Annotated in this window: 17 protein-coding genes; 9 read left to right on the top strand and 8 right to left on the bottom strand. The window is 49.7% G+C overall.

Annotation, left to right across the window (positions count from 1 at the left end; all coding sequences use genetic code 11):
• The first annotated feature begins 34 nt into the window (after nucleotides 1-34).
• The 4 genes from ACO6UY_RS16825 (at nucleotide 35) to ACO6UY_RS16810 (ending at nucleotide 4,045) form a co-directional block, all read left to right on the top strand.
• On the top strand, nucleotides 35-1,252 hold the full coding sequence (locus ACO6UY_RS16825; protein WP_422447083.1) for an FAD-dependent oxidoreductase: 1,218 nt from the start codon (nucleotides 35-37) through the stop codon (nucleotides 1,250-1,252).
• Nucleotides 1,253-1,318: 66 nt separating this feature from the next.
• Nucleotides 1,319-2,494: a histidine phosphatase family protein gene (locus tag ACO6UY_RS16820; RefSeq protein WP_422463161.1), complete on the top strand. Its 1,176-nt coding sequence runs from the start codon at nucleotides 1,319-1,321 to the stop codon at nucleotides 2,492-2,494.
• Between the two features lie 245 nt (nucleotides 2,495-2,739).
• A complete protein-coding gene (locus tag ACO6UY_RS16815; protein ID WP_422490703.1) occupies nucleotides 2,740-3,555 on the top strand; it encodes a hypothetical protein in 816 nt (271 codons plus the stop codon).
• Between the two features lie 268 nt (nucleotides 3,556-3,823).
• A complete protein-coding gene (locus tag ACO6UY_RS16810; RefSeq protein WP_101745609.1) occupies nucleotides 3,824-4,045 on the top strand; it encodes a DUF2835 family protein in 222 nt (73 codons plus the stop codon).
• A gap of 41 nt (nucleotides 4,046-4,086) precedes the next feature.
• Here the strand turns inward: ACO6UY_RS16810 and ACO6UY_RS16805 are convergent, their stop codons facing one another.
• Nucleotides 4,087-4,260, bottom strand: a complete 174-nt coding sequence (locus ACO6UY_RS16805) for a LysR family transcriptional regulator (RefSeq protein ID WP_422463157.1) — start codon at nucleotides 4,258-4,260, stop codon at nucleotides 4,087-4,089.
• Between the two features lie 141 nt (nucleotides 4,261-4,401).
• On the opposite strand from ACO6UY_RS16805, the gene ACO6UY_RS16800 reads away from it, so the two are divergent.
• Entirely contained in the window at nucleotides 4,402-4,833 is a 432-nt protein-coding gene (locus ACO6UY_RS16800; protein WP_422490701.1) for an FMN-dependent NADH-azoreductase, read from the top strand.
• Here ACO6UY_RS16800 and ACO6UY_RS16795 read toward each other — a convergent pair.
• The 7 genes from ACO6UY_RS16795 to rsmD form a co-directional block, all read right to left on the bottom strand.
• Nucleotides 4,820-5,068, bottom strand: a complete 249-nt coding sequence (locus tag ACO6UY_RS16795; RefSeq protein WP_101745606.1) for a YfhL family 4Fe-4S dicluster ferredoxin — start codon at nucleotides 5,066-5,068, stop codon at nucleotides 4,820-4,822. The genes ACO6UY_RS16800 and ACO6UY_RS16795 overlap by 14 nt on opposite strands.
• A gap of 53 nt (nucleotides 5,069-5,121) precedes the next feature.
• Nucleotides 5,122-5,604, bottom strand: coding sequence for a pantetheine-phosphate adenylyltransferase (gene coaD / locus ACO6UY_RS16790; protein ID WP_209200829.1), 483 nt, complete (start codon nucleotides 5,602-5,604; stop codon nucleotides 5,122-5,124).
• 295 nt (nucleotides 5,605-5,899) lie between these two features.
• Nucleotides 5,900-6,061 carry a hypothetical protein gene (locus ACO6UY_RS16785; protein WP_422490700.1) on the bottom strand — a complete coding sequence of 54 codons (162 nt, stop codon included), beginning with the start codon at nucleotides 6,059-6,061 and terminating at the stop codon, nucleotides 5,900-5,902.
• A complete protein-coding gene (locus tag ACO6UY_RS16780; RefSeq protein WP_422490698.1) occupies nucleotides 6,054-6,632 on the bottom strand; it encodes a hypothetical protein in 579 nt (192 codons plus the stop codon). The genes ACO6UY_RS16785 and ACO6UY_RS16780 overlap by 8 nt, the downstream gene beginning before the upstream one ends.
• 291 nt (nucleotides 6,633-6,923) lie before the next feature.
• Nucleotides 6,924-8,381, bottom strand: coding sequence for a coniferyl aldehyde dehydrogenase (locus ACO6UY_RS16775; RefSeq protein ID WP_422463151.1), 1,458 nt, complete (start codon nucleotides 8,379-8,381; stop codon nucleotides 6,924-6,926).
• Nucleotides 8,382-8,518: 137 nt separating this feature from the next.
• A complete protein-coding gene (locus ACO6UY_RS16770; RefSeq protein WP_422468213.1) occupies nucleotides 8,519-9,613 on the bottom strand; it encodes a malate dehydrogenase in 1,095 nt (364 codons plus the stop codon).
• Between the two features lie 252 nt (nucleotides 9,614-9,865).
• Nucleotides 9,866-10,543, bottom strand: coding sequence for a 16S rRNA (guanine(966)-N(2))-methyltransferase RsmD (gene rsmD, locus ACO6UY_RS16765; RefSeq protein WP_422463149.1), 678 nt, complete (start codon nucleotides 10,541-10,543; stop codon nucleotides 9,866-9,868).
• Between the two features lie 533 nt (nucleotides 10,544-11,076).
• Between rsmD and ftsY the strand changes: the two genes are divergently transcribed.
• From ftsY to rpoH, 4 genes are all read left to right on the top strand, one after another.
• Entirely contained in the window at nucleotides 11,077-12,432 is a 1,356-nt protein-coding gene (ftsY, locus tag ACO6UY_RS16760; RefSeq protein ID WP_422490696.1) for a signal recognition particle-docking protein FtsY, read from the top strand.
• Between the two features lie 81 nt (nucleotides 12,433-12,513).
• Nucleotides 12,514-13,182, top strand: coding sequence for a cell division ATP-binding protein FtsE (gene ftsE, locus ACO6UY_RS16755; protein ID WP_422447063.1), 669 nt, complete (start codon nucleotides 12,514-12,516; stop codon nucleotides 13,180-13,182).
• Nucleotides 13,179-14,264 (top strand): permease-like cell division protein FtsX, encoded by a 1,086-nt coding sequence (ftsX, locus tag ACO6UY_RS16750; RefSeq protein ID WP_422447061.1) that lies wholly within the window; start codon nucleotides 13,179-13,181, stop codon nucleotides 14,262-14,264. The genes ftsE and ftsX overlap by 4 nt, the downstream gene beginning before the upstream one ends.
• Nucleotides 14,265-14,416: 152 nt before the next feature.
• Nucleotides 14,417-15,271 carry an RNA polymerase sigma factor RpoH gene (gene rpoH / locus ACO6UY_RS16745; protein WP_269672902.1) on the top strand — a complete coding sequence of 285 codons (855 nt, stop codon included), beginning with the start codon at nucleotides 14,417-14,419 and terminating at the stop codon, nucleotides 15,269-15,271.
• The last annotated feature ends 258 nt before the right edge of the window (nucleotides 15,272-15,529 follow it).

The raw sequence follows: 15,529 nt of genomic DNA, 5'->3' as shown, positions 1-15,529 counted from the left end.
CCGTACCTTTGAATCTGGGAAATAGGGATCAGAAATGCAGACAATTGACGTCATTATTGTCGGGGGAGGTATGGTGGGGGCCTCTCTGGCCCTGGCGCTTGCCCGATCTGGTATGCAGACGGCCCTGGTTGAGCAGCAGACATTGCAGCCCGGCTCGCTTTCGATGGATGATCCCTGGCAGCCCAGGGTCAGTGCCTTGACGGAAGCATCGATAAAACTGCTGAACTATCTGGGGGCCTGGGAAGGAATCATTGCCCAGCGGGCCTGTCCTTACACTCACATGACCGTCTGGGATGGTGAGGGTACGGGACAAGTTGAGTTTGACGCAAAATCGCTGCCACAAAAAAATCTTGGCTACATTGTCGAAAATGACGTGATTCGCAACGCACTGTTGCAACAGCTGGCCAGTTCAACCGTGCAATGTTTTGATCAACAGACCACCCTTGAATACAAACTGTCCGGCCAGGGCGGTGAAATAGTTCTGGAAAATGGTGACGTGCTTTGCGCTCCTCTGCTGGTGGCTGCGGATGGCGGCGAGTCGCGTTTGCGAAAATTGTCTGGCATTCCGGCAAATCAGAAGGACTATAAGCATCATGCGCTGGTCACCACCGTGGAGACAGAGCTGTTTCATCATCACACAGCGAGACAGGTGTTCCTGGATTCCGGCCCATTGGCATTTCTGCCCCTGCAAAGTCAGGGAGGGCGGCATTATTGCTCAATTGTCTGGTCCCTTTTACCGGCAGAGGCAGACCGGATAGAGGCCTTGAGTGACGATGCTTTCTGTCAGGAGCTGGCGAGAGTTTTTGAGCATCGGGCGGGCAATATTCTGAAGGTTGATCAACGGTTCCGCTACCCACTGCGTCAACGGCATGCCCGGCAGTATCATCGACAAGGTGTGGTTCTGGTGGGCGATGCTGCTCATACCATTCATCCCCTGGCGGGGCAGGGGGTAAATCTGGGCTTTATGGATGTGGCCGTGCTGGCGGATGAGTTGATCAAAGCGGCCGGTCGCGGCGATGACTATTTTGCCGCGCACGTTCTGGATCGCTATCAGCGTCGTCGCATCGGAGATAACTCGTTGACGATGGCGGCCATGACTGGCTTTCAAAATCTGTTCGGGGCCAATGCCCTTGGTATTCGCTGGATACGGAATACCGGGCTCAGTCTGACCAATCGATTACCATTCATTAAGGATATGATTGTGGATCAGGCCTCCGGGTTATCAAAGGATATTCCCGGGTTTCTTCAGTAAATCTCAACCAGTCCCTCAATTTTTTCCTATCCTGTCTGCTGGACGTAATTATCACGCAGGCAGGGTATGAAACTTCAGTCTGATATTAAAAAAAGAGGTTTGGTCTTTGGTGCTGTATTTGCCATGTGTTTGCTATCTATCCGTTCTGATGCAGCGGATATTGAGTCGGCATTAGCTGCACCCGCTGATTACCTTATCAGCCTTGTCAGGCACGGCGACCGCTCTCCCAGGGATCTTGGGGGAATGACAAAATACTGGCCAATGGGGCCCGGGCAGTTAACGGCTGCAGGCCTTCAGCAGGAGTACCTTTTGGGGCAGACAATCCGGAGATACTATTTTTCTGAAACCCTCCCCGATTCCTGGTCACCCAAAGTCAGTCAACATTTTGCCAAAGGTCTGGATCGTACCATTCAGAGCGCCAGTGCCTTATTGCTGGGGTTTTATCCTGAACAGGCGGGTAAAACAGGCTTGCCGGGGGGCATTCAGGTTCCTCCGGTTTATGCGTCACCCTTGGCCCATGATGATCTTTTTTCAGCGCAAAGATTATGTCCGGGGTATCTTCATCGTGTTCAGGCGCTGGAAAAAAGTGCTGACTGGTTAAGAAAAAAAGAACAACACCTTGATCAGCTGGCTTTATGGCTTGAACTGAGTGAGCGTGAAGGTAATGGCGATCTCTACTCTTTTCTTCCCCTGATCGATCAAATTGCCATACATAGAATTCACCAGCTGCCAATGCCCGAAGGTATTTCAAATCAACAGGCGGTGGAACTGGAGGAGTTATTACATTGGATTGTGAGCCGGATTGTGGCTAATTATGAAATTGCCCAGCTTATCGGTTCCCCTTTAGCCAAAGCGATGATCAGGGATTTCAAGCGGGTGCAGCAGTGTCTGCAAGAAAAAGGCAGTTGCCATTCCTGCCAGCGATGGACGCTTTACTCAGCCAGTGACAGTAACTTATTGGCGATCATGACCATGCTGGGTGCGCCATCTGACAAAATGGTGGATTATGCAACACACTTTGGCGTCCAGCTTAACTGGAATGATGGTCACCCGGAAGTTGCCCTGTCCTTGAATCACCAACCTTTTGCGGTACCCGGGTGTGCGGGACGCTGCTCGCTGGATCAGTGGCTGGTTTTGCTTGAGCAATCATTGCCCGAAGACTGGGATTATTTGTGTGCCAGGGAGCGGGGTGGAATGAACTTTGAACCTTATATCCCCACGGGGAGTGTCGCTGTCCGTTAATTACCGACCTCCTGTTGTGGGTGAAACATTAATGTATTCAGGCTGTTACTGTTATTAATCGCGGTGCTCCGGAAACCGTAAAGCAACTCATGTCATTGGCCTTCAAAGGGGAAGGGCATTATCGATAGGTTAATAAAATCAAGTGCCTTCAGGGAAATCAGAAAAAAAACTGAACTATATTTAATCAGTTCCGTCAAAACTGTATTGAATAACAAGTTCATTAGTTTCTTTGAAGGAGTAATTAAATGCAGAAATATTTTCTGGCGGCAGTATTGCCGGTGGTTGCAATACTGATTGGTCTGCAAGGCTGTAATAAAGCCCATGAGTGTCCAGAGGTCACGACGGTAGTGTTTGAAGACATGGCCGGTGTCGATCAGGGGGCTGAGTCCTATACCTGTAATAATCCAGACAAAACCAGCCTGCTTGAGCAGACATGGTGTGAAGCCAAAGACCAGTTCGAACAGCGTGGTCAATCCACCAGTTCGGATGATTTTCTGGTTTATATCAACGGATTTCGTGAGGGATATGCATTGGCCAACCAGGCGGCTGACAGTCGATTGGGCCTTGGCGGTGATATCGATAGCCTATCTGATACTCCCTATGACATGGGCTATCGCGACGGTTATTTTGTCGTTATGGAGGCAATGGGCATTGTAGAGTATAACTGTGCTTCAGCAGACTTGATGAGTGAGTATAAAGATCGCTGGTGCGAAGCTGCCGATGCTTATCGGAACACCGGTGCTGGCAGTGATAACAATCCGTTTATCAGGGGGCGGTTTATTGATGGTTATATGACCGGAGGGCGTGTTGCCTTAACGGTTCCTACCTCAATGGAGGCATTTTTTGGTGGCGAGAATCCTGAGGGTAAACAGCCTGCCGTTGTTCAGCCATCCGGTGAGTTGAGGAGCACAGAGCAGGCTTTCTACCGGGGCTTTGATGTTGGCTACAAGGCAATGATTGATAGTATTCGGGATTCCATCAATCAGGTCATGCAACAGATGCAAATTCCCAACAATATGGATTTTCCTGAAGGGTTGATGCCTCCGCCTCCCGGGCAATAACTGCCTGGTTTTCCGGCAGTTATGGTTATAAGCCGGGTACCTGGTACCCGGCTTATTAAGGAAATGGTCCTCGAACAAGCGATTTTGTGTCTGAAAACGATTAATTTGCTGATTCCAGTGACACAGGTGAAGAATCTGGATAGCCCACTTCTTAGAAAACTAACCGTAATTTAGCCTTGTTCTATAACCTTTGTGAGAGAAGGTTGCTAAACTGAGAGGTGCCTTCTTTTAACGATTAGTCTTAATAAGAAACACAAAGGTTTGAGCAATGCATAAGGCTGTGTTCTCCGTAAAACTCAATTCTGAGCAAGTTCTTCAGTTCTATAAAGGGCAGAAGCAATCTGTAAGAGTTCGCACTGAATCGGGCCAGAGTATGAGTATTCCCTATGACATCATGCTGAAATTTGTCACCAGAGAGGGAATTTATGGTCGTTTTGAAATTTCCTATGGTGATGATGGCAAGTTTCTGGATCTTATCCGTCTAACCTGATTCTGAGAAACTCTGGTAAGCGGCTCCTTGGCAGCAATTCCTTAAGATGGCTGCCAGTTTTTGTGCGGCAGGGCCAATATAGCTGAGGTCAGGAAATACCAGGTACAGCTGATGGTGGACTGGCTTTTGAAAATTGCCTCCGAAGCCTGGGCAAAGCCGCCATGTTCTACCACTGCCTGAAGCATACGCCATTGATCGAGAGTTGCCTTTGACATTTTGCAGGTCTCTATATATCCAAAAAATCGATACATTCATGCAGTATTTTGAACTTTTCTTTCGTTAATTTCGACGATAAATTTAAACCATGCATACAACAATCAAGTAAATAACAATAGTGATCTGAAAAGGTGGGAAGCATGGCTAAATTACTCCAAATCAACAGCAGCCTGTTTGGTGAACATGGGCAGTCAACCCAACTGTCACAGAAGTTTGTTGAGCGATTTCTGACAGCGAACCCTGACACTCAGCATCAGGTAAGAGACCTGGCTAACCAGCAGATTCCCCATCTGGATGCGGAAATCGTGATGGGCTTTGGTATCCCTGAGGACCAGAAAAACCATCGACAGGCTGAAATGACAGCGCTTTCTGATCAGTTGATTGAGGAAGTAAAGACCGCTGATATTCTGGTAATAGGCTTGCCTATGTATAACTTCAGCTTGCCTTCAACCCTGAAATCCTGGTTCGACTTTATTGCCAGGGCTGGGATCACATTTAAATATACCGAGCGTCTGAAGCTGGATGCCGCAAATGTAACGATACGTTTGCGGCGTATTGTCAGGCAGCAGTGATGATCAAATACTTTTCCATCAACTCATCCTGAGTTTCTTCGCAGTCCGGGTTCTTCGGAATGCAGTCTACCGGGCACACCTGTTGGCACTGAGGTTCATCATAATGGCCAACGCACTCCGTGCACAGCAGTGGGTCAATCTCGTAAATTTCTTCCCCGGGTGAAATAGCACTATTCGGGCATTCCGGTTCGCAGACGTCGCAGTTAATGCAATCGTCAGTAATCATTAAAGCCATAGGCTCCTGGCTACCTTTCAGCTTGTAAAAACAATTGAATAACGGACAGTATCTCAGTTTCCGTTGAACTTATCTGTCAGTGCTTTCTGAACACATGGTGATACAAACTTGGAAATATCCCCATTCAGAGAGGCTATTTCCCGAACCAGTGTAGAGGAAATATAGGAGTATTGCTCTGCTGGTGTCAGAAAAAGGCTTTCCACTTTGGGTGCCAGCACCCGGTTCATATTGGCCATCTGAAACTCATATTCAAAGTCAGAAACGGCTCTTAACCCCCTGAGAATAACCTGGGCCTGCTGCTCCGCCACAAAACTGGCAAGCAGAGAGCTGAAGCCGGTTACCTGAACATTTGGCAGATGAGCGATGGATTCTTTGGCCAGATTGACCCGGGTTTCCAGATCGAACAATGGCTTTTTCTTGGGGCTTTCAGCAACGGCAATAACAATGGTATCAAACAGCTTGGCCGCTCTTTCAACAAGATCCATATGACCCTTGGTAATAGGATCAAACGTACCAGGATAGATTACCTTGATCATTAAAAATGACTCTCCGGCCACAAATCCAACAACAGATCAGAGATACAAAACATTTCAGGAGTTCCGTTGTTTACCAGAAAACTGTCTTGTAATTTGCTGGACAGACTCCCGTTGACGTCATTCACTGATCTGCGAATATGGCGACCTTTTTTTAGTAAAAGGGCATGTTAACGAAATAGTCAAAAGGGTTCAAATGATCAGCGTTCTGTGGCACTTAATGTTGGGAATATGAGGATTTTCAGAAGTTATGCGTTTATATAGTCATGGCGCTGGAATGGTTATTAAGTGTACAGATTCATGTTAAAAGTCTGAGAATATTAAACTGCAATGCGGACTTAAACGGTGGGTAGAGCAAACGACTGGCCCCTGACTGACATATTATCTCTTTATCCAGCTTGACAAGCCCTGGCCAGGGCCTTGCCACAGCACGATAAACGCGCTCCTGTTTGTCAAACATAGTTTGCCTGTGAACCCGGACAGAAGGCAGGGCACGCTATCCCCGTGGTTGATTTCTTCCCGGCGATGTCAGGCTGTAAAAATACTGGAGGGTCACTCTGAATGCCGTTGCCTGATAATAGGAACGGATTCATCAGTTCTGGTTGGGACTGAACAGGCGTTGTGTAGTTAGAGTTAGCATCTAAACTTTCTGCTCCCAATAAAGGTGGTGCCGATGGTAGCTTCAGGCTCTGTTGCTGCCCATTGGCAAGGGGGTCCTGTTTGGTACAGGTGGTGATCTGTCGCTGCCGAAGCTTGACGCACTCGCTACCATAGCAGGCAATAAGAAAACAGGTGGTGAGGGTTGCACCAACACCAGCGCCAGCATATGCACCGGCCAGTAAACCCATTTCGCCGCCGCGAACGCAACCTATGAGACCACCAAAAAGGCCAGAGGGAATTGTGCTCATGACAATCGGGCAGGCCCATTCGTTAGAGAAGTCATCTGGACAAGTACAGGTGTAATCCGATGCCCGTTGGGCAAATTGTTTAACGGTTGTCAACGGTAAAGTCAGTGCATTACATGGATTCATGTTGCGTATTTCCTCAAAATAGAAGCTGCTTCCACCCCATACTCTGTTGGCAGTTAACCTGACAGAAAATTGGTACTTTACTTTCAGACTGATTTATCCCGCAAAAGTTCCTATGTCCTGAGTTGCATAAGGAATAATGGAAGTTGCGTAATAACTCGATGGATTTCAGTGCCGACGAAATTGATCATCTTCGTAAGTTTCTGGTGTTCAGTGAAAATACGTACCTGAACGTCTGAACCAGTTTTTGCAGGACCGCTGGCAAGCGGCCCCAAAGTCTGAAAGAGGCAGGGTCTATTTCTGGCCGGAAAGGAACCCCAGCATTTTTTTCTGCAGCCAGCCGCCATAGGGCGGGTAGATCATTTTAGTGCTGTTCAGCTTGCCTTTGGTTAACACCGACTTGGCCTTGGAGAATGTCAGGAAGCCCTCATGGCCGTGGTAGTGCCCCATGCCTGATGGGCCAATGCCGCCAAACGGCATATCTTCAACAGCGACGTGTAACAAACACTCATTAATACAGACACCGCCAGAGTGGGTCTGTGCCAATACGGCTTCCTGATTGTTTGTATCAGAACCGAAGTAGTAGAGTGCCAGTGGCCTGGGTCGTTGCTGGACAAACTGAATGGCTTCATCAAGGCTATCGATGCCGATGACAGGAAGCAGCGGGCCAAAAATTTCTTCCTGCATAACGCCCATATTATCAGTTGGATTCTCAATTAAGTGGATGGGGATCCGACGGCTTCCGTCGTTAATTTCCTCATTGCCCGGAGTGTGGATGGTTGCGCCCTGCGCTTTGGCATCAGCCAGTAATTTCAATAATCGCTGGTGGTGGCGGTCATTGATGATCGAGGTGTAATCATTATTTCCGTTGACCGTTGGGTACATTTTTCGAAAGGCGTTGAGATAGTGCTCAATAAAGGCTGCCTTCTGGTCATTTTTCACCAGAATATAGTCCGGCGCTACGCAGGTTTGACCGGCGTTCAGGGCTTTTGCGTAGCAGACTCTTTCTGCCGCTTCCTGAATCGGGAAGTCGTTATCCACAATAACCGGTGACTTACCACCCAGCTCCAGGGTTACCGGGGTCAGGTTTTTTGCAGCGGCTTGCATAACATGGTGACCGACCGCTGTCGAACCGGTGAAAATAATGTGGTCAAAGTGCAGGCTGGTAAACTCGGTTGCCACTTGTGCATCACCGCAAACGACGGTGACCAGATCAGCAGGAAATGTTTGCTCAATGATTCGGGCAACCAGCTCCGAGGTTTTTGGTGTGAATTCCGACATCTTGATCATGGCCCGGTTGCCGGCGGCAAGAATCGTCAGCAATGGACTTAGAGACAGGAACAGTGGGTAGTTAAAGGGCACCACAATACCGACCACGCCCAAGGGCTGGTACACGACTTTTGCTGAGGCAGGTAATAACTGAGGGTTCAGCTTTCGCTTGCTGGGTTGCATCCATTTTTTAAGCTGCTTGATCGTGTAGTGGATATTGCCCAGGTTCGGTATGATTTCAGTCAGTGATGACTCACTTCTGGATCGGCCGCCAAAATCTTCATCCAAAGCAGACAGTAATGCGTCTTTATTGCTCAACAATGCTTTCTTAAGGGCCTTCAGGCGATCCACCCGCTCCTGATAGCTGGGGTTAGGGTCTTGCAGAAAGGCTTTCTTCTGGGCGGCAAGCAGATCTTCCAGGGGAGGGGGGATTTGCCGGGTCACTTTCCTGTGCTCGGACATAATGGGTTCGGCAGCGGTCATTGTTGTTTCCCTCTTGGGCGCTAATGGTTTATTTAATAATTTTTATTGTCTGTTTTCTTGTGTTGATGACGTAGACAAAAAGAAAGGCTCACATAGAGCCTTTCCTGTATTTTTGTATCACTGACCAGGCAAACTGCTCAGCAGATACGGTCAGCCTTGTAGTATGACTCGCCGGTATCGATACCTGCATCAAATTCAGTCTGGCCGCTACGGCTGGACGTCCTCAACGCTTCGCGGGAGGCAGCCGTTTCTTCAGGCAGCAGGTGATCTACCGCTGCCTTTTCTTCTAACAGCTCCTGTTCAGTTTTCTTCATCATTGACTGACCGTAGTCGTTAATGTGAAGGCTCTGAACAATCTGGTAGCTGCCAAATTCACAAACGACAGGGAAAGAGTAGTAGATGCCTTTGGCAACACCGTAGCTGCCATCGGAAATTATGCCCATGGATACAATACGACCATCGCTGCCCAGGGCCCAGTCACGCATGTGGTCCAGAGCGGCCTGTGCGGCGGAGGCGGCACTGGAGAGGCCACGCCACTCGATGATTTCGGCACCACGCTTCTGGATACGAGGGGTGTATTCTTCCTTGTACCATTGCTCATCGATCATATCGATGGCCGCTTCATCACCCAGTACCTGGGCGTGGTGCAGGTCAGGGTACATGGTTGGGGAGTGGTTGCCCCACACGCAGACCCCTTCGATATCCGCAGGATTAACCCCCAGTTTGTTACCCAGGATGCCCTGTGCACGGTTGTGGTCCAGTCGGGTCATGGCGCAGAACTGGGATGGTGCCAGGTCGGGCGCATTGCGGGACAATATCAGACAGTTGGTGTTTGCCGGGTTACCCACCACCAGGGCTTTAACGTCACGGTTAGCCACTTCGTTCAGCGCCTTGCCCTGTTCGGCAAAGATAACGGCGTTGGCTTCCAGCAGGTCGGCGCGCTCCATACCCTTGGAACGGGGACGGGCACCGACCAGCATGGCGTAATGAATGCCACGGAAACCATCAAACGGATTGTCGTGCAGACTGATACCGTGAACCAGTGGGAAGGCGCAGTCTTCCAGCTCCATGGCAACGCCACGAAGTTTGTCCATAGCCTGTGGGATCTCAACCAGTTGCAGAATCACAGGCTGATCAGGTCCCAGCATTTCACCGGCAGCGATTTTGAACAGCAGAGAGTAGCTGATGTTGCCAGCTGCACCTGTGACCGCAATTCGTACGGGTTGTTTCATGGGGAACTGCTCCTTAGAGTTTTCAGGTTCATTCTTAGATTAGCAATGCGTCTAAATCACCATGAGCCGTTCTTTAAAGCAGCTTTTCGTGCTTTCTTGCACTTAAAAGTCATAAAAGAGACATCCGGCCACGGCCTACTGAATGGTAAGCCTGTGGATGATACAGCGTTCAGACGTACTGTTTATTTGATAAAGATCAGCCGCGCACAGATTACTGATATCATTTCGGTAAGTCCATATGTGAGACGTTGGTTATTGTTGTTTTTTCATGCGCGACCAGAGGCTGAAGCTTACTTGTCCTGCGGTTTTGCACTTTTCCAGCTGCCAGTTCTCCGGGGTTGGCAAAGGGTTCAGCTCTTTCTCTACCTCAATGTAAATATGGCTGTTTTCATTCAGGTAACCATTGCTTTCAAGCAGCTGGCAAGCAGGCTCCAGCAGGTTCATTCGAAACGGTGGGTCCAGGAAAATCAGGTCAAAACCGGTTTCAGCCGGTTGGTTTAACCAGGTAAGGCTATCGCACTCAATCACCCTGGCACGCTCAGCTTTTAACAGTGCAAGGTTGCTCTTCAACGTTCTTGCGGCAACCGGACTTTTTTCCAGCAGCACTGCTGACGATGCGCCCCGGGAAAGCGCTTCCATGGACAGTGCGCCGGTACCACTGAATACATCCAGCACCCTGGCTCCCGGTGTCATCATGGTCAGCCAGTTAAATACTGTCTCTCTTACCCGGTCTGATGTTGGGCGCAAGCCGGGTACATTGGCTACGGGTAACTTACGACTGCGCCATTCACCCGCAATAATCCGCAGCAGACCACCACCGGTATGAGCAGGGCCGGTGTTAGCGCGTGATTCAGGATGCTTGGGATTTCGAGACTTGCGAGGCATTAACAGGCTCCAGCCGGGCAGGGGATCAACAGGGAGCGTAAGCATACTCGTTTCATCGCTTCAGGTCATGGAGTTACCAGTCATCCTGGTGTGTATAGACAGCAGAGTCTGGTGAAATACAACAAACCCGGAGAAAAGTGTCAGACTTCCAGTAACCCGAAGTCGCCGTTTTTTATTGTGGATGGTTCCATTCGGGTTCATGAAAGATGGACTATTTTCCCTGAGAAAGTTCGTTTCGTGACAGTCTGAATTAAGATAGGATTAGCGATTATCCATAGCCTGCATGATGGATTGTCATTGCGTTTCATCGCCTGTTACGGGGACTTCTCCGGCCAGGCTTCAGATCGATGGCAATCCTGATAGGAGCCTGTCCGAGAATAGCGCCCGACTAGGCGTCCCCGTAGCGAGGATGGCAGAAAATTGAGGATAAAAATTTCATTTTGTGAGGTGAATAGCGGGGCTATTTGCCGAACAAAACGGAATTTTTAGACCAATTTGCTGCCACCGCAGTAGGGCAGTCTATTCTCGGACAGGCTCCTAGTCATCAGGCGCTCCCACCAAGGTTATAGAAGTAGTCTATGTTCGGTTCGCGCAAAGACGATGAGAAAAAAGCCAAACGCAGTTTTTGGCCCTGGGGTCGACGTTCCCGGGATGAAGTTTCTGAAGAACAGGTAGAGGCAAAGGCTGAGCCTGAAGTAGAAGACGTTGTATCCACTGTAGAAACACCGGAAGTTACTGCTGAGTCGGCTTCTGAGTCTTCAGCCGGTGTTGTTGACGTTGTGCATGAGATAGTGCCTGAGATTGTGCCTGAGATTGTGCCTGAGATTGCGCCTGAGGTCTTTCAGGGCACTGAAGATAAGCCTGTTCATCCTGAATCCACTCATAAAGCACCTGAGGCTTCTGACAAAGAAGTACCGGTTGTTGCTGCCCCTGGAATTCCCCGGGTTGCTGAGCCAGAATCACCGCCCGAAAAAACGCCGGTTGAGCCAGAGAACAAGCCTGAAGCCAAAGGTGGCTTCTTTGCCCGGATGCGTCAGGGGTTGAGCAAAACCCGTAACGTTCTGGTTGAAGGCGTTGCAGAACTGTTTATCGGTAAAAAGGAGATCGATGATGATCTTCTGGATGAACTGGAAACTCAGCTGCTGGTCGCCGATGTGGGCGTTGAAGCCACCACTGACATTATTGAAAAGCTGACCAGAAAAGTTAAGTACAAAGAGCTGGATGATGCGGATGCCCTGATGGCTGCGCTGCAATCCGAGCTTGCTGATATTCTTGAACCGGCTGACCAGCCACTGGTTATCCCGAAACAGGACACCCCTTTTGTTATCCTGGTGGTGGGCGTTAATGGTGTGGGCAAGACCACCACGATTGGCAAGCTGGCCCGTAAGCTTCAGTCCGAAGGCCGCAAGGTTATGCTCGCGGCTGGCGATACATTCCGTGCGGCTGCGGTTGAACAGTTGCAGGTGTGGGGTGAGCGCAATGAGATTCCGGTGGTTGCCCAGCATACCGGTGCTGACAGTGCTTCCGTTATCTTTGATGCCTTCGAAGCAGCAAGAGCCCGCAATATCGACGTCCTGATTGCCGATACCGCTGGCCGCCTTCACAACAAGGATCATTTGATGGAGGAGTTGAAAAAGGTGAAGCGGGTGCTTGGGAAGCTGGACCCTGATGCGCCTCATGAAGTGTTACTGGTACTGGATGCGGGCACCGGGCAGAATGCCCTGAGCCAGGCTCGTCTGTTCCATGAAGCGGTGCAGTTAACCGGCATGGCCCTGACCAAACTGGATGGAACCGCTAAAGGCGGGGTGATCTTCGCGCTGTCCAAACAGATGAAACTGCCAATCCGTTTCCTGGGCGTGGGTGAGCAGATAGATGACCTGAGACCCTTCTCGGCTAAGGAATTTGTTAAAGCGCTATTTTCCCGGGAAGGTTGATATGACCTGCAATGAGCGACAAATGTCGCTCATTAGAGTGTTGGTGACTTGAATACCATCCAATAGATTAAGGACAGCTGGATGATTCGCTTTGACGGTGTCAGCAAGCGTTACCCGGGAGGTCATGTTGGCCTTGAGCAGGTCAGTTTTCACCTGGAGCGGGGAGAGATTGCGTTTCTGACAGGCCATTCTGGTGCAGGAAAAAGTACCCTGATGAAGCTGATTATGCTTCTTGAGAGGGCCAGTGCAGGTCAGGTCTGGGTGGGAGGGCATAACCTGCGGGCTCTGAAGAACAGCCGGATTCCCTATCTTCGCCGCAATATTGGTGTGGTTTTTCAGGATCACCAGCTGTTGTTTGATCGTACTGTTTTTGAAAATGTCGCTTTACCACTGCTGATCGCAGGCTATTCTCCCAGTGATTGCGCTGGTCGGGTTCGCGCTGCCCTGGATATGGTCGGGTTATTAAATAAGGAAAAGTTATTGCCAGTGGCTCTGTCCGGTGGTGAACAGCAGCGGGTTGGCCTGGCGCGGGCAGTCGTGAATCGCCCGGCTTTGATTCTTGCGGATGAGCCCACTGGAAACCTTGATCCGCAGTTGTCCACGGAAATCATGAAGCTGTTTGAGAACTTTAATCAGGTGGGTGTTACCGTGTTGATTGCCAGTCATGACCTGGCGCTGGTGGCCCGGATGCGACACCGTATTTTGACCCTGGATCATGGCAGGCTGGTTGCAGACCAGGAGGTTCAGTGAGTCTGTTTAGTAAGAACAACAGGCGACAGCAACATGGTCGTCGGCACACAGTGGATGAACAGGCGGGTATGGGCAAAACCGCTGGAAAGAGTGCGGGAAGCCTGGTTTCTAAAGAAGCCAAAGATACCCACAAAAGAGGTGCCAATCGCCAGACCGTAGCAACCCTGACACTGCACTCTTTCGTTAGCCTGCATCGGCAGGTGGGCAGGGATGCACTGACCCGTCTGCTGAACAACCCTGTGGCCAGTCTGTTGAACAGCTTGCTGATCGCGGTTGCCTTTTCCCTGCCGGTTTTACTGTTTGTTCTGGTGAGTCATGTGCAGGTGCTGGGGGCCGCCTGGGATGGGCAGCCCAAAATCTCCATTTACCTCAATCATGGGGTTAGCCAGAAAATTATCGATCAACGTATTGCGGATTATCGTCAAGACCCTCTGATTAAAGAAGTTGTCTACCTGTCACCGGAACAGGGGGTGAACGACTTTCAGCAAAAGGCCGGACTGCAGGATGTAATTAGCCAGCTTGGGTTTAATCCATTGCCGGGGGTGGTTGAGCTGCTGCCTGTCAGTGAGGCTTCTTTTGAACAATTGGATGATGCCGTGGTCCATTATCAACAAATGGAAGGGGTTGACCAGGTTCGGCTGGACCGGCAGTGGGTACAGAGGCTGCAGGCAATTTTGACGATGCTTGAACGCTTTGCCATCATGCTTGGCGGGATTCTCGGGCTTACCGTGGTTCTGGTGATTAGCAACACCGTGCGCCTCAGTATTGAAAGCCGCCGTGATGAAATCAAAATTATCAGTATGGTGGGTGGAACCCGGGGCTTTATTGCCATGCCCTTCATCTATATGGGGATCTGGTATGGCGTGATTGGTGCCATTCTGGCTCAAGTGATTGTTTTTTCATTATTAGCTGTCCTGAGTCATGAAATGATGAATATTGCCGGACTGTATAATAGCGAGATGGTATTATCTGGCCCCGGTTTTGGCGTGTTGGGCGTATTGTTGCTGGCCGGAATAGCGTTTGGTGTTCTGGGGGCAATGAGCAGCTGCTATCGACATTTTCAGGCTTTAGTACCTGACTAGGAGGCTGACCGAGAATAGACTGTGTAAAGTAAGAAAATGTCCTGTAAAGTCGATAGCGATTGTGAACCGAATTGTTGTTATTATTAGTATTCGTTTGAACTTCAGCTATTTTAACAGAGTCTAAATAAGAGGGTATCTTGACGGAGTCAGTTATGGGCACCAGTCTTCAACCAGTCGATATGTTAGTTCCTGGCCGCAATATTGATGCCTATGTTGCGTCAGTCAGCAGTATTGCTGTGTTGTCTGCTGAACAGGAAAAGACCCTTGCTGAGCGCCTCTTCTTTCATAATGATCTGGAAGCGGCTCGTCAGCTGGTCATGTCTCACCTTCGCTTTGTTGTTCACATTGCCAAAAGCTATTCCGGCTATGGTCTGCCACTGGCAGATCTGATTCAGGAAGGCAATGTGGGTCTTATGAAAGCGGTTAAGCGTTTTAACCCTGAAGTTGGGGTAAGGCTCGTCTCCTTTGCTGTGCATTGGGTCAAAGCGGAAATACACGAATTTATTCTGCGCAACTGGCGTATTGTGAAAGTCGCGACCACGAAAGCGCAACGCAAACTTTTCTTTAACCTGCGCAGCGCTAAAAAGCGGTTGTCCTGGTTAACCAATGATGAAGCGGATGCCGTAGCCAAAGATCTGGGTGTTGAAGCTAAAGTGGTTCGCGAAATGGAAAGCCGAATGGCTGGCCAGGATACCGCTTTTGATGGCTATGGTGACGATGATAGCGATACCGCTTATCAGGCACCTGCTTACTATCTGGAAGACCATAACTCAGACCCTTCTTCTCTGCTTGAAGATGCCGACTGGTCCGACAGTTCGATTTCCCAGCTGAGAAGTGCACTGGCACAGCTGGACGAACGCAGCCGGGATATTCTGCAAAAGCGTTGGCTGGCAGAAGAAAAGGCAACGCTGCATGAGCTGGCGGATACCTATGGAGTATCTGCTGAGCGTATCCGCCAGTTGGAAAAGAATGCGATGAAAAAGCTGAAAGGCTCTATGGAAGCCTGACGCCGATTAAACGTTCTGGAAAAAGCCGCTACGCAAAATAGTGGCTTTTTTTATGAGGTTAAAAAATTCAGGGTGTTGACTTTTATCCACACCTGCGTAAAATGCGCCGCTCTTCCACGGGCTAACCTGAAACGGTCACCCATGGATCAGCAGAATGAATCATCATAGCTGACCGGGAAGTGCGGTTTGAAAATGGGTTGTTTGGAGATGAACGAAAAACAACCGGTTGACAAATCAAACTGGCGCGGTAAGATGCGC

The sequence above is a fragment of the Endozoicomonas sp. ALE010 genome (genome assembly GCF_049310165.1).
GTDB lineage: Bacteria > Pseudomonadota > Gammaproteobacteria > Pseudomonadales > Endozoicomonadaceae > Endozoicomonas.
The sequence above is the reverse complement of the archived record's forward strand: the minus strand, read 5'-3'. Positions and strand labels throughout refer to the sequence as shown.